The organism is Pedobacter steynii, assembly GCF_001721645.1.
In the GTDB taxonomy this organism is placed as follows: domain Bacteria; phylum Bacteroidota; class Bacteroidia; order Sphingobacteriales; family Sphingobacteriaceae; genus Pedobacter; species Pedobacter steynii_A.
The window spans coordinates 2334500-2348013 of sequence record NZ_CP017141.1 but is presented as its reverse complement, the minus strand read 5'-3'; the positions used below and the strand labels follow the sequence as shown (position 1 = coordinate 2348013).

Here is a 13514-nt window from a genome sequence, read left to right as displayed (position 1 = left end):
ATCCGATAAAAACAAAAGGAGGTATCATAAATTATGATACCTCCTTTTGTTTACTTCGCCTCCCTTCCTGAACCTTTTTTACGCAGGAATTTTTGCGGGTTTCTCCCGTTCCCAAAAGCGATGTTGTTTAATTGCCTCTTCAAAATCCCTGGCCGTCTTGTTTAATAACACCCCATTCTGAGCAGCATTTTTGTCTTTTAGAGGGATTTTTGAATGCTCCAATAGCTGAACTCCATCTGCGTTTGCCGCAATGGCTTTACAATGCCTGAAAGCTTCTTCCACAAAGTGAATGGCATCTGCTTCTGTCAATAACGCCGCTACAGATTTTTTTCCTCCGGGAACATACACGGCATCAAATAAAACAGATGCTGTGGTCAGGAATGTAAAGTCTACTTTGAGCATTTTTCCAGCATCATCCTTGATATGCCCATTATGGGTAGCTACAATTTTTGCCATTGCACCCGCAGCCTCCAAGGCTTTCTTATAAGCATTGAGTTCCGTTCCGTTAACCCCATCGGTAGCCAGAATTGCAATTTTTCTACTCTTTATCGTGTCTTTTGGTGTATCCTTCATGCTCAATGCAGCACTGGATTTCAGCGTACTTTTTCCCTTAACAGGCTCATATTTCTGCTGATCTGCATCCGCCGGAACCCCATGGTTAACCGGTTTTTGCGGGCCAGACGGAACCTCTAATCCAAGTCCTTCTGCTACACGTTTAGCCAATCCGGCATCTACCTGTGTCAGAATGCCCAACATGCGCTTTCTAATTTCTTCGATCTCCACTTTTCCCAACTCAAAACGGAATGCATCTACCAGGTGATTTTTTTCTATTTCCGACTGACTGTTATAAAAAAGGCTGGCCTGACTAAAATGATCAAAAAAGCTGCGACTACGTTCTCTGATCTTTTTCGCATCAATTCTTTCCTGATACGAGCTGAAACCGCCTTCCGAAACTTTAGCCTGCAACGGTGAATTCCCATTGATGCTGTTCGGCTGATAACTGGTTCGTCCCGCATCAATCGTTTGCCGCATATGCCCATCCCTTTGATTATTATAAACCGGTGATATTGGCCTGTTGATTGGAATCTCGTGAAAATTCGGTCCTCCCAACCTGGATAGCTGAGTATCGGTATAAGAGAAAAGACGTCCCTGTAATAACGGATCATTTGTAAAATCTATTCCAGGAACAATGTGCCCCGGATGAAAAGCCACCTGCTCCGTTTCTGCAAAGAAATTATCCGGATTTCGGTTCAGCGTCATTTTTCCAATCCGCTGCACCGGCACCAATTCTTCCGGTACTAATTTAGTAGGATCAAGTAAGTCAAAATCGAACTTATGCTCATCCTCTTCAGGAATCACCTGAATCCCCAATTCCCATTCCGGAAATGCTCCTGCCTCAATGGCCTCCCAAAGATCACGACGGTGAAAATCAGGATCATTTCCTGAAATTTTTTGGGCTTCATTCCAGGCTACCGAATGTACACCCAACAATGGTTTCCAATGAAATTTAACAAAATGAGATTTTCCTTCTTCATTGATCAGGCGAAAAGTATGTACTCCAAATCCCTCCATCATTCTATAACTGCGGGGGATCGCCCGGTCAGACATCAGCCACATCACCATATGTGTAGATTCCGGCATCAATGAAATAAAATCCCAGAATGTATCATGTGCAGAAGCAGCCTGTGGCATTTCATGATTTGGTTCCGGCTTAACCGCATGAACAAGATCCGGGAATTTAATTGCATCCTGAATAAAGAAGATCGGCATGTTATTGCCAACCAGGTCGTAAATGCCTTCCTGTGTATAAAATTTTACAGAAAACCCTCTCACATCTCTGGCAAGATCAGTAGATCCCCTCGAGCCGGCCACTGTAGAAAATCTAACAAAAACCGGTGTTTCTATATTCGTATCATTTAAAAAGCCTGCTTTGGTATAAGCAGACTGAGGCTTATACAATTGAAATACTCCGTGAGTTCCAGATCCTCTGGCATGTACAATTCGCTCCGGAATCCGTTCATGATCAAAGTGTGTGATTTTTTCTCTGAGGATAAAATCTTCCAGCAGGGTGGCTCCACGTTCTCCCGCCTTCAGCGAGTTTTGGTCGTCATTAATTTTTAAACCCTGATTTGTAGTCAGAAGTTTGCCTGTTCCGTCACTTGTATCAGGGATTAGGTCTTCTTTTTTTGAACTTCCTTTGGGTACTGTCGGTTTTTTCATAGCGAGTCAGGAATCAGTTAGGTATAGGTGTGTAATAAACAAATGAGCCCGGATAAAATATCCAGGCTCAGTATGATCGTGCGAAAATTATTCTGCTGCAGCTGCTTCATTAATTGAAGCTACCGCCACTTCCGTTAAAGCTACATCTGTTGCTTTCTCGTTATCCAACGTTTGCTGAAGCAAATCCATTACTTCCGTATGTCCCATACATTCAGCAAATGTCCGCAGTGTACCATAAGTACCAATTTCATAGTGTTCTACTTTCTGAGCGGCAAGGATTAATCCGGCGTCTCTTACCATCGTTCCTTCTTCCGTATCTTCAATTACACCATTGGCCTCTTCCAATAAACCCGCCATTGCATCACATTTCTTGGCAACAGGTTTTTCCTCCAGTAAAGCAAACACTTTTTCCAGTGTTTCAATATGTGTCTGAGTCTCTCCTGTATGTTTTTCAAATGCGGCTGCAAGTTCCGGGCTGGTAGAAGCCTTCTTCATTTTAGGCAAAGCTTTTACCAGATTTTTCTCTGCCCAATAAATGTCTTTTAACTCATCAACAAAAAATTCATGGAATTCTGAATCTTTCATTTTCCCAGTCAACCCAGAAGCTTTTGATTTCTTCTTTGCTTGTGTTTTTGCAGTAGTTTCCATAATTCTATTTTTAGGTAATGTGTTATATAAACCTTTTCAAAAAGGGTTTGTTTTAAAAAATAAAAGGTTTTATTTTTTAAAACAAACATCACATTCATCTGTTTATCAATCTATTACTAAACAAAATTTAAGGTTACTTATTTTTTGTTTAAGCAAGTCCAACACAAACACCCTCCCTGGCTCGGGGTCACAAAAAATAAAAAACATGCCAGAAGGTCCATCAATAGTTATACTTAAAGAACAAGTGCAGCCACTCCAACTCGAGGGCACTAAAGTATTGGCAGTCCTGGGTAATACCAGCATCGATGCCGCAAGAATGTCCGGCAAAACCCTGCTGGCTTTCAGGAGTTGGGGAAAGCATTTCCTAATCTGCTTTGAAGGGTTCAGCCTTCGGGTGCATTTCATGATGTTTGGTACTTACCGCATTAATGAACGTAAAGAAACCCCGGTCCGGCTGAGCCTGATCTTTGAAAATGCGGAACTTAATTTTTACACCTGTTCTTTAAAATTTATTGAAGGTAATCCGGATGATACCTACGACTGGTCTGCCGATGTCATGTCTGATCAGTGGAACCCCCGACTGGCCAGGAAGAAAATCAAACAAAAAGAAGAATCCCTGATTTGTGATATCCTGCTAGATCAAAATATATTTTCAGGTGTCGGGAACATCATTAAAAACGAAGTTCTTTACCGTACACGCGTACACCCTTTAACTAAGGTAAATGCAATTTCGCCAGTTAAACTGAGCGCACTGATCAAAGAAGCCAGGCAATATAGTTTTGATTTTCTGGAATGGAAGAAAGCATATGTCCTGAAAAAACACTGGCTGGTACACACCAAAAAGATATGCCCTCTTGGTCATCCGATAGAAAAGCTGTACCTCGGAAAGACCAACAGAAGGACTTTTTTTTGTAGCATTTGCCAGAAACCTGTTAAATCCACGTAATCATATAACAGAAGGGTAACTTCAGGCAAATTTGCCCGTCTAGTTTTTCAATTGCGGATTTCCATCATAGTACAATTCAATTTCATCTCCGATTGCATTGACTATAAATTCGTCCAGCACAATTTCCAGTCGCTCTCCTTTTAAATCTGGAATATAAACCGGAAGATCACCAGCTTCCAGTTCTTCCACACTGATCAGCTCCCAATCCCCATCTTTATAGAAAACACCGCCCATTATGCCTCCATAATAAATCACTTTATAATTACCTTTCGAATCCGGAAGAATGGTCAAAGTCACCTCCTTTTCGCCGTACCCTACTTTAATGTTAAATGCTTCGCTCATTTTTATATAATTTAGATTACGTTAATCATCTGGTTATTGTTTAAGTCTTTAATACAGACAGATAAACAAACAGATTTACAAAGTGTTTTAACCAAATCCCTGAGGGTTACTAAAATTTGTTTTGAGTATTAATTATCGAAGCTAAAAAATCAGGCATGTCAACAAACCTCAAACCGCTAACTTCGACTCCGTTCCTTATCTGTTTATTTCTGTTGCTGCTTAACGATTTTTACTTCAAATCAGCTTTTCACAATTCGCTAACCGGAAAACTTTCAGACCTCTGCGGATTATTTATTTTCCCTATATTCTGGTCGGTCTTATTCCCTAAGAGAAAACAGACGGTATACATTTTGACTGCCTTATTTTTCATCTATTGGAAAAGCAGTTATTCAGATCCGTTCATTCAACTGTTTAGCCTATATGTATTTCCAATTGACCGAACAATAGACCCTAACGATCTGTTTGCATTGATCGTTTTACCAGTGAGCTGGCATTTGCAATCTCGCCCTCCAAAAAGAAGCTATTTCAATCCACAGCTCGTAGGGCTGGTTGCCTTCTTCTCGTTTTGTGCCACCTCTATGCCACGGCCGTCATTATATTTTGAGCAACCACAATATGTATTGTTTCCGTCGCCAAAGCATTTACCAGATACTAACTTTGTAGATCCGGGCATCAAGTTTTATAAGGTTGATACCTTACTTGCTGTTCAGGTGGATCAAATCGGGATAGGCCGAGAACCTGTAAAGTATGATGATTTTAATAAGAACCAGGTTTTGAAAGATCTGGAGCAAAGAGTTCTGGCAGAATTGAATGTTCAATATCCTTTGATCTCTCCTGAACAGGTCAACCATTTGACCATAAAAACAGCCCGTTATCAGGATTATCTGATGTTTAAAGGAAGCCGTCTGCATGGGAAATTTTTAAGAAAAAATCAGGATCAGGTTCTGATCGATGGTCAATTTAAAAATGGCATAGAGGATTCTGTCTGGACATTTGTTGATCCATCCCGGAACGCCATCATCAAAAAGACCTTTGATAAAGGAGAAACCACCCGGATCGAAGAATTTACCTCGTCTAAGCTAACTTCTTCAAAAAGCGTAAATACCAGAAAAGAGACCAGCATATTTAAAGGAGCTCAGCTTGCACTGCTGCTTGGACTTTGCATTGCAATCGTGATACGATTGAGGAAAAACTACAAAAACAATCCGAATGATGTAACAGACATGAAAACCTGGCACAAGGTTTTAATTTGTCTGGGACTACCAATTCTAACCTGGTTTATACAATTGGTTATTTCGACAATAATCCCTGATAATTATTCTCCTGCTTTCATACAGGTCTTTATTCTGTTTTTGAGTTACCTGATTGGCACTCCTATTTTCGCCATTCTGCTGTTCTGGCTTAAGCCAAAGCAGCCAACGGATATCCTCTGGTATTGCTTATTATTGAGTTTATTGCTTGTATTTTGGCAGCAAACCAATGTATTAAGCTTGCTACTAGAGAATTAGATATTGATATGACAACAGAAATACGTAGAGATACAATGATTAGTAAGAATACTCCTTTTTAAAAACGCTTTGAATGATACGTTTAGTTTTCCCCTTTCCTTTTGACTTGATTAAGTAATTCCGCGATTCTGTACAATTCCCATACAAATCGTAGGTATATTCACTTTCATGGGAATTCTCCAGGCCTGTATAAGTTTTTCTCATCCCGGATATCAAATCTCCCTTATCGTTGTATAGCTCTTCAGCTAATGGAAATTTACTGGCATTTTTAAAGCTTATTTTTGTGGTATTCGTGGATAACAACTCATTGTTCGGATTGAAAACAGTAGTAATCACCATGTTCTTATCGTATATATAAGTTGCCCGTTCTACACCAAATTGATTGCCCTTTCCATCAAATAGTTTTAATGCTATCGGATGCCCCTGGTCATTAACGGTTATTTCAGAAAAGCTAATTAGACTCCCGTTTTCGGCGCTATCAGAAATACTGATTAAGGCATTTGTTGGGGAATATTTATAGGTTGCAGTTTCCAAAAAGCGACCAATTCTAGTCCATCTTTCAAAGATCCTTGATAAAACAACTCTATTTACAGTATCATTTTTATAAGTCAGTTTAGCAGACATTGCCCCGTCTTTGTCAAATCTGTCTTCCGTTAAGAGCATACCTGAATCATCAAATATTTTAACACTTTTAAAAATATCCTTACCCGAATCATTGTAGAAAGTATTGTGTTCCAATATCTTTTTAGGTTTACGAGTTTTATATTCTCTTTCCTGATTCAATTGTAAAGCAGTATAAATATTTTGCGATTTGGCAAAACTGCAAATGAATATCAGTAAATACAGAATTGGATATTTATACATATTATAGAGATCAGAATAGTTATAGTTTTTCTATTTCTTCAACCGAAAGTCCAAGAGTTTCCGAAATCTGAACCGGAGGTATCCCTGTCTGTTTGAATTTTTGTGCAGCAATTAATATTCCTGCTTGCCGTCCTTTCTCTTCACCCTCAGTTCTCGCCTCCTTACTAGCAAAAGCGATACTATTCTCATAATCCCACTTTGCTTTTAAGTTGGATTCATAAAGTTTCCGTTGCTCTTCTGTTAATTTACTCACCTCTGCGATTTTAAATAACTTTTTAAAGATTCCTTGATTGAGGTATAACGGTATCTTTTCCAGCCGACTCATGTTTTTAAGAATATAAAACCACTTGTCTAAATCTGACACTAATTCATGTACCTCTTTGTCGAAGTTAGATAATTCCAGGAATTTAAACCCTAACCTATCATAAAAAAGTTTGCCGGTATCTTTATTCATTAATGCGATATCATGCAAATATCTATCGTCATCATTGTTATTGAATTTGAATTCCAATATCGCGATTAAATAAACCTCCTTAAGCCGGGTATTCCAATCGGACTCTCCTTTAGGAAGCTGCTCGCTAACTAATCTGGATAAATAGTAGACACATCGATCGCTAAAAAATTCCTGTTTCCTGCACTGCATTTCAATAATAAATTGATCGCCATCTCTCCCTGTGCACATCAGATCGAAATACACTTTCCTATACATCTCGGTGCTTCCTGCATATTCCGTAGGGCTAAAAACCAAATCCACAATCTTCTTTTGTCCAGAAAAAATAGCATTTAGAAATTCAATCATGATGTCTTTATTGGGTTCGCTCCCCAAAAGATGTTTAAAACCAAAATCTGTAAGTGGATTGATGAATCGGGATATGGTACCGGAACCTATAGCAGTAACTGTCATAGGCTAACTTATAGCTATTTAATAAATAAAACAAATTAAAGTTAAATATTTATCTCAATAAATTAAATAAACAAGATTAAAAAGCTTTAAGTATATTTTATTTCTTTTTTGATACTTATAATCGTCATTATACTATACTTCAATTATTAGTTCCTTTTCATAACCATTATACTTTTCGTTAAGGTATCCATGTGGATTGCATACAATTTCTGTCTGATCGACTTTATACCTTACAGGTGTATGAATATGCCCGTGTATCCAATATATGGGTTTATATCTTGAAATCAATTCTTCAAGATTAGAAGCATAAGCAGCAGATACTGGGTCATTTTTATACAACTCAGGCACTGAATTTATACTTGGTGCGTGATGGGTAATGACCACATTCTTATAACCGCTAGATTCCTCAAGGCTTTCCTCCAGCCAGGATTTCGAAATCTGGTGGATCTTATAAGTATCAATCGTTCTCAGTTTCGAATAAGACGGATCTCTACGGATTTTCTTATAGTCATTCATTTTCCCCTGGCAGATCATTCCATATTCAACCGGATTCCCAAATAAAGAAAAGTCAGTCCATAAGGTTGCCCCATGAAATCTTATTCCATCAAATTCAATTCTGTTATTTTCAAGAACTGTTACATTCGAGTCAATTGAGGCCTTAATGATTTTATGAAGTGTATTTGGATAAGTCCCCTTGTAATATTCATGATTTCCAAGAATATAGATTACAGGCTTGTTCGGAATATATTTTTTAACCCATTCAATCCCCTTTGTTCCAAGATTCGTATCTCCTGCTAAAATAACTAAATCCGCATTTTCAAAGTTTAAGTCTGAAATCCCAAACTCCTGATGTAGGTCGCTTATAATCTGTATCCTCATTTGTTCAAATTGCCATTAATTCGCATCCGTTGTAATATAAGGTATTTCCAAATTCCCAGGCATAGCGTCAGTCAAATTATATACTGCAATTCCAATCGGATTATTAACATCCCTAAGCGCGTATTCTGCTGTAACCTTATTCTTGCTTTTACATAGTATAATTCCGATTGCCGGCCCATCTTCAACTGATCGATAATCTTCATCAAAAGCAGAAAGGTAGAAATTCATTTTACCAACATACTCCGGTTTAAATTCTCCCGTTTTGAGTTCCATAATGACGTGACAATGCAATTTAGTATGATAAAAAAGTAAATCCAGATAATAATTCTGTCCACCTTTCTCTAATTGAACCTGCCTTCCCAGGAAGGCAAATCCATCGCCCATTTCCAGTAGAAATCTATAAATATGATTCACCAAGGCAGCTTCAAGCTCCCTTTCAATTGCTTCCTGAGGTAGTTCAAAGAAATCGAAAATATAAGGATCTTTGAAAAATACCTCCACCAGTTCGCTTTTACCAGCAGGCATCGTTTTGGCAAAATTATGTTGCATTTTACCCTGCCTCAAATGCAGGTCTGAAGAAATCTGATGGACCAGTGTATCCCGGCTCCAACCATTTTCTATTACCTTCTCCATATAAAACCTCCGCAATTTTTCTCCCTTTACCTTGTCGAGTAAAGTGACATGATGGTACCAGGAAATTTTCCCGCTTTTAACATCCAAACCTACAGGATATGCTAAGGCAAAAGCCCGCATATATTTTAGGTTACGTTCTGAGTTCCCTTTGAAATCAGGAAAAGCTTTCTTTAGGTCAACAGAAAGCCTCTGAATAATCTTTGTGCCCCAACCTTCAGTTTTTCGATACCTTAAAATGGCATGACCAATCCACCAGAATAGTCTTAACATCTGTGAATTTGCAGAAAGAACAAACTTCATCTGTTCAGTTTGAATTTCAGTCTTAAGACCTGATAGAAACTCCTGATATTTATCCTGACTTTTAGCTGTAGCCATCCTATTTTTTTAAATAGAAATGGCCTGGTTTCCCAGGCCATTTTCCTTACATTACTACGATAACCTTACCCAAAAATTGAGTTTCTGAAGATACTGTAGGTTTACTTTCAGAGTTCACACTCAGATAACAATAAACTTCATTTCCTAGCAACATGGAGGGCAGTTGTAATACTGCTTTCTTTGCAGAACGTTTTACAAAGCTCTCTGCAGTGATACAGATCTCTGTTTCCGGATCGTAAACAACAACCGTTACCGTATCATTGGCACTCATGTTTTTACGATCATTTCCTTCATGTTTCCAGTTAAACTCCACTTCCAGATTTGGCAATGCAACTGCTTTCGCATCGAATGCGAATTCACGTGCTCCATGACTGAAAAATAGTTTGGAATGATCCATTTCATAATCGGGAAACGTACCAGTTACCGCCGCTCTAAGATGATAGGCAACAGCCTCATTCATTTTAGTACGCTTACCAGCATTTGGATACCCCGTGTCAATAATGGAGCTGAACCTACTTAGATATTTGGTAACAAGACCAAATTTTGAGCGCTGCATCTGTTGCGCTTGGGTCCTACTTTTTGTAGAACTTCTTGGAATGGCGCGGATCACATCCTGCCCCCTGTAAAAGGCACCAACAACGGCACCTGTCTTTTTTCGGAATCCACCCAGGATTCCCCATGTAATTAGTCCCATAAGCTTAGTTTTTAAATGGGGTTAAAAAATCTGTTAATTCGACACCTTCACCTGATCGTTCTTTGTACAGAACTTGTATGAGGATGACGATACAAAGGGAAACATTAACAGATTCTTTATACAGTCCCGGGGGTACCGTACCTAAGCCAAAAAAGAGGCATAAACCGATCTGTTGACCAGTTTATGCCTCTTTTATTTTCTAAAAATTATAATTTATTCTTACTCTTTATTCCATCCTGGCGGGAGCCATTTATTTACAGGTTGATCAGTTTGGTCTGCTGCAGAAGTTTCGTCACCTTTAAAGAGCTCGTCCAATTCACCTTCTTTCCAGCGTTTCATTTCAAACAGTCCATCCCAATTTCCAAAAGCCGGAGCATCTTCCCAATTACTTTCTACATTTAATGGTCGTTTGCTCTTCCATACACATTCCTCCTTAGCCCCTTTTTCCCTTTCAATAACCTCTACGTTTCCGTTAGGTTCAAAGGTATAGATCCAGGTTTTTGTATCATCGTTATCTCCGCTTTTTCCTTCCTCAAACTCCCAAAATATGATTCCAATGCAGAAATATTTACCATTAGGCTGTCTATTAAAACTATACCCCATAAACTTCCTTCCATATTCATCCAGGAAGGCTACCGAAAGTCCCTCTTCAAGAAACTCCTTTCTTATATAGGCTTCTACATGATGTGCATCCATCTTACAAACAGAAAACGGAAGATCGTTTGCATAAGCGTACCTGGCCCATTCTTCTGCACTGGTACAGGTTTTTAGAAATTTCTTTGCTTCTTTTCCCTTCTCTTTCATGTGATCCGGATAGTACACATGTTTTGAGTAATAAATTAAAGTCTGTTCTTCCGTTTGAAGCTTTCTTTTACCCTTGTACCAGTCCTGATATATATACTTCTCCATTTTACCAAAATTTCATTTTATTAAATTCTTCCAGTGCTTTACCAGATATCTCTCGTATTTCCACTCGTGCATTCTCAGCATGTGTCAATATTTCCTGTGGTATTTCCTTTACCTGAGGCGGTATCTCCAATACCTTATCCAAATCTCGGGTAGATATCTGATCAGCAAGTTTACGACTGTCGGTCATGATATCCGCATATTTTTTTCCTATCTCATCTATATAACCAAATGCAGTCTTTTCTGCGATTTCGCTAAGTTGGGTAAACTTATGGGAGATAATTTCCTTTCCGGGAATCAGCACGTCTAAAATCTTACCATTCACTAATTTAATCTGCACATACTCATAAGCTTCCCGCATAGCCTTATCAAACAACTGTCCGTTGAGGATATTTTTTGCATACTTAACACCAGCAGCAGCAAGAGCCTTTAAACAAACAACCGCATTATGAACCAGCAGCGCCAGTAAGCCAACAAAATAAGTATGCCAGCCCTCTACCTCAAAATTATAAACTTTTGTCTTCTGATAAGAGAAGCGCACCTCTTTTATTTCTTTCCAATCGCCTGATTTGAGTTTAAGTTCGTCATCGATGCTTAGATCTGCCGCTTCCTTCCAGCCATTTCGGGTATAGAAAGGATGTTCAGCTGTGGTTTCTATGTTTTCGCCTTCCAGTCTGATTTCCACCGTTGCATCCACTTCATTCTCAAACGTTGCCGTCACTGTTTTCAGATTTACCTCAGCCGTCTCTTCATCATAAGACCAAACCTGATCACCCACACGGATATCTTCAATATTTTTATTTCCTGACCAAGTATTTATCAAAGTACCGGCGGGGAAACAAGCAAACACACATACCTTTCCGGCTTTCACAATATCGTCAACATGCTTAGCTAGTCCAACCGCCAATGCTTTTGCACCAACCTTTACCGATTTCATCGCTTTTGCCGCTTTTACGGCCACCCTGGCAAGCTTACCTCCTTTTACTGCCGCAGAAGCTGCATTTCCAGCGCCAAAAGAGAACAATCCGGCAACATCCAGCACCAGCGAGGCCGCACTCAATCCTAACCCAAGCCAATCTGTAGGGTCTTTTGTTCCCGAACGAACCATTCCAATAACCCCACCAACAAAGGGAATCATTTCTGCTGCGTCCCACCAGCTTAAGCCATCCTCTTCTTCTTTTTCACTGTTTTCCTCCGTCATTTTTTTAAGATCTTCCGGACTTACAGGAACCTGCCCACTGGTCATAAACTCAATCTTTCCGCCTACACCGCAGGGAAGTTTTGATTTGAAAAGTAAAGTTTCCTCCCCTTTTACTTTCACTTTGTAAGTATCCGTCCAATCAATCGGAGCAGGCATACAGGCAGATTGCGTAACGCTACATACCCCGAATGAAGGGATATTAGCCATAGGAAGTTTATCAGCCTTAGTACAAGCTTTACAACCGTTAATTTTTACATTTTGATTGGCAAGTCCGGTAAAATAAGCTGGCGCAGCTCCTTTATCACAGTGACACACGGCCTGGTCTACTATATATTCTAATTCGTGAGGCATAATCAGTTTATTATTTCACCTTGTAGATTATAAAAATCAACTTTAATTATATAATATCTAACAAGTTAAATAAAATAATCAATCAAACCTCATTTTATCAAAATAATATTAACAGAACATTTCATTTAGAAATCTCACCCTATAAACTGCTGATCCAGCAGACGCAACATTCGCTTAAGCGCAGCACTTACTCCCTTTGCGGTATTCTGGGTAACCTGTTTATATTTTGTTTCCATGCTCCTTGCCGAAAGATGTGCCGTTCCAATTCCACAGGTTTGAAAATACTTTGCTACAAACTCCATTAGTAAAGTTCTTGGCTTCGCTACAATCACATCTGCCTCTATCATCAACCTGATGAGATAAGCAAGACCATCAGCAGAAAGAGAAAACTTTATCCTGTAATTGCTTTCAGAAAGCTGTTGACTACCAATGCCGTTATTTCTTTCCCTGCCTGCCAGTTGCTTCCGCTCCAGAAATTCCAGTTCTCCACCAAGATATTCCAACAATAAAGCTTTCAGGCTATTTCTCGACGCATTAAAGCAGCAGGAAGAATGTTCTTCCTGCCTTTTAAATTGTTTTTGATAATAAGACAAGCGTTCATATTGTTCTTCCATACTGTATAAGCACCTGATTTCTTCCTCCAGCAGGCCGATGTAAAATCTGGTAAATCCCTGGTCGTTAAAACGATGAGTGATCAATTGTTTAATCAGGTTTTCAGAAAACTCTGCTGCACCTGGTTGAATCAATGTTAAAGCAGAGAGCAGTCTGTTCATGTAGGATAGCTGCTCAAAACTACAATGCTTTGCCTGGAGAAAACCAGAAATGGCACGCTCTATATGTTCATACCAGACTGGATCAAGCCGATTCTTTTTCAATATCGTCTTCAACAGAACAAACTCTCCCTTCAAGCCTTCTGTAGCTTGCTGATGATATGCCGAAGGCAAAATTGCCTGCGGGTTAAAAAATATAAAATGGTGCTGTTCAATTTCATTTAGCACCTTCTGCAGGCATTTAAATACCATTTGATGAAGACGCTTCAATTC

13 protein-coding genes are annotated in these 13514 nt (G+C 39.2%); 2 read left to right on the top strand and 11 right to left on the bottom strand.

Annotated features, from left to right (window positions below; genetic code table 11):
• Positions 1-78: 78 nt before the first annotated feature.
• Positions 79-2220 carry a catalase HPII gene (gene katE / locus BFS30_RS09655; protein WP_069379098.1) on the bottom strand — a complete coding sequence of 714 codons (2142 nt, stop codon included), beginning with the start codon at positions 2218-2220 and terminating at the stop codon, positions 79-81.
• 87 nt (positions 2221-2307) lie between these two features.
• Positions 2308-2868 carry a ferritin-like domain-containing protein gene (locus BFS30_RS09650; protein ID WP_069379097.1) on the bottom strand — a complete coding sequence of 187 codons (561 nt, stop codon included), beginning with the start codon at positions 2866-2868 and terminating at the stop codon, positions 2308-2310.
• 205 nt (positions 2869-3073) lie between these two features.
• Here BFS30_RS09650 and BFS30_RS09645 point away from each other — a divergent pair, with 205 nt between their 5' ends.
• Positions 3074-3814: a DNA-formamidopyrimidine glycosylase family protein gene (locus BFS30_RS09645; RefSeq protein ID WP_069382368.1), complete on the top strand. Its 741-nt coding sequence runs from the start codon at positions 3074-3076 to the stop codon at positions 3812-3814.
• A gap of 39 nt (positions 3815-3853) precedes the next feature.
• Here the strand turns inward: BFS30_RS09645 and BFS30_RS09640 are convergent, their stop codons facing one another.
• Entirely contained in the window at positions 3854-4156 is a 303-nt protein-coding gene (locus tag BFS30_RS09640; protein WP_069379096.1) for a hypothetical protein, read from the bottom strand.
• Between the two features lie 155 nt (positions 4157-4311).
• Between BFS30_RS09640 and BFS30_RS09635 the strand changes: the two genes are divergently transcribed.
• Positions 4312-5664, top strand: a complete 1353-nt coding sequence (locus tag BFS30_RS09635; RefSeq protein WP_069379095.1) for a hypothetical protein — start codon at positions 4312-4314, stop codon at positions 5662-5664.
• A gap of 39 nt (positions 5665-5703) precedes the next feature.
• On the opposite strand, the gene BFS30_RS09630 is transcribed toward BFS30_RS09635, so the two are convergent.
• From BFS30_RS09630 to BFS30_RS09595, 8 genes are all read right to left on the bottom strand, one after another.
• Positions 5704-6528 (bottom strand): hypothetical protein, encoded by an 825-nt coding sequence (locus tag BFS30_RS09630; protein WP_069379094.1) that lies wholly within the window; start codon positions 6526-6528, stop codon positions 5704-5706.
• A 19-nt stretch (positions 6529-6547) separates the two neighbouring features.
• Positions 6548-7432, bottom strand: coding sequence for an Rpn family recombination-promoting nuclease/putative transposase (locus BFS30_RS09625; protein WP_069379093.1), 885 nt, complete (start codon positions 7430-7432; stop codon positions 6548-6550).
• Positions 7433-7564: 132 nt separating this feature from the next.
• Positions 7565-8311, bottom strand: a complete 747-nt coding sequence (locus BFS30_RS09620) for a metallophosphoesterase (RefSeq protein ID WP_069379092.1) — start codon at positions 8309-8311, stop codon at positions 7565-7567.
• A gap of 15 nt (positions 8312-8326) precedes the next feature.
• The gene (locus BFS30_RS09615) at positions 8327-9319 is read right to left on the bottom strand and encodes a PDDEXK nuclease domain-containing protein (protein ID WP_069379091.1); all 993 of its coding nucleotides are present in this window, start codon (positions 9317-9319) and stop codon (positions 8327-8329) included.
• 46 nt (positions 9320-9365) lie between these two features.
• A complete protein-coding gene (locus tag BFS30_RS09610) occupies positions 9366-10013 on the bottom strand; it encodes a DUF6266 family protein (protein ID WP_069379090.1) in 648 nt (215 codons plus the stop codon).
• Positions 10014-10232: 219 nt separating this feature from the next.
• A complete protein-coding gene (locus BFS30_RS09605) occupies positions 10233-10922 on the bottom strand; it encodes a hypothetical protein (protein WP_069379089.1) in 690 nt (229 codons plus the stop codon).
• Position 10923: 1 nt separating this feature from the next.
• Positions 10924-12471: a polymorphic toxin-type HINT domain-containing protein gene (locus BFS30_RS09600; RefSeq protein WP_069379088.1), complete on the bottom strand. Its 1548-nt coding sequence runs from the start codon at positions 12469-12471 to the stop codon at positions 10924-10926.
• Positions 12472-12605: 134 nt separating this feature from the next.
• Positions 12606-13493, bottom strand: coding sequence for a hypothetical protein (locus BFS30_RS09595; RefSeq protein ID WP_069379087.1), 888 nt, complete (start codon positions 13491-13493; stop codon positions 12606-12608).
• Positions 13494-13514 lie beyond the last annotated feature (21 nt).

Coding starts and splice junctions, on each gene's coding strand:
- BFS30_RS09640 (WP_069379096.1), bottom strand. CDS start 4,156: ATGAGCGAAGCATTTAACATTAAAGTAGGGTACGGCGAAAAGGAGGTG.
- BFS30_RS09615 (WP_069379091.1), bottom strand. CDS start 9,319: ATGGCTACAGCTAAAAGTCAGGATAAATATCAGGAGTTTCTATCAGGT.
- BFS30_RS09595 (WP_069379087.1), bottom strand. CDS start 13,493: ATGGTATTTAAATGCCTGCAGAAGGTGCTAAATGAAATTGAACAGCAC.
- BFS30_RS09600 (WP_069379088.1), bottom strand. CDS start 12,471: ATGCCTCACGAATTAGAATATATAGTAGACCAGGCCGTGTGTCACTGT.
- BFS30_RS09610 (WP_069379090.1), bottom strand. CDS start 10,013: ATGGGACTAATTACATGGGGAATCCTGGGTGGATTCCGAAAAAAGACA.
- BFS30_RS09635 (WP_069379095.1), top strand. CDS start 4,312: ATGTCAACAAACCTCAAACCGCTAACTTCGACTCCGTTCCTTATCTGT.
- BFS30_RS09625 (WP_069379093.1), bottom strand. CDS start 7,432: ATGACAGTTACTGCTATAGGTTCCGGTACCATATCCCGATTCATCAAT.
- BFS30_RS09645 (WP_069382368.1), top strand. CDS start 3,074: ATGCCAGAAGGTCCATCAATAGTTATACTTAAAGAACAAGTGCAGCCA.
- BFS30_RS09630 (WP_069379094.1), bottom strand. CDS start 6,528: ATGTATAAATATCCAATTCTGTATTTACTGATATTCATTTGCAGTTTT.
- BFS30_RS09620 (WP_069379092.1), bottom strand. CDS start 8,311: ATGAGGATACAGATTATAAGCGACCTACATCAGGAGTTTGGGATTTCA.
- BFS30_RS09650 (WP_069379097.1), bottom strand. CDS start 2,868: ATGGAAACTACTGCAAAAACACAAGCAAAGAAGAAATCAAAAGCTTCT.
- katE (WP_069379098.1), bottom strand. CDS start 2,220: ATGAAAAAACCGACAGTACCCAAAGGAAGTTCAAAAAAAGAAGACCTA.
- BFS30_RS09605 (WP_069379089.1), bottom strand. CDS start 10,922: ATGGAGAAGTATATATATCAGGACTGGTACAAGGGTAAAAGAAAGCTT.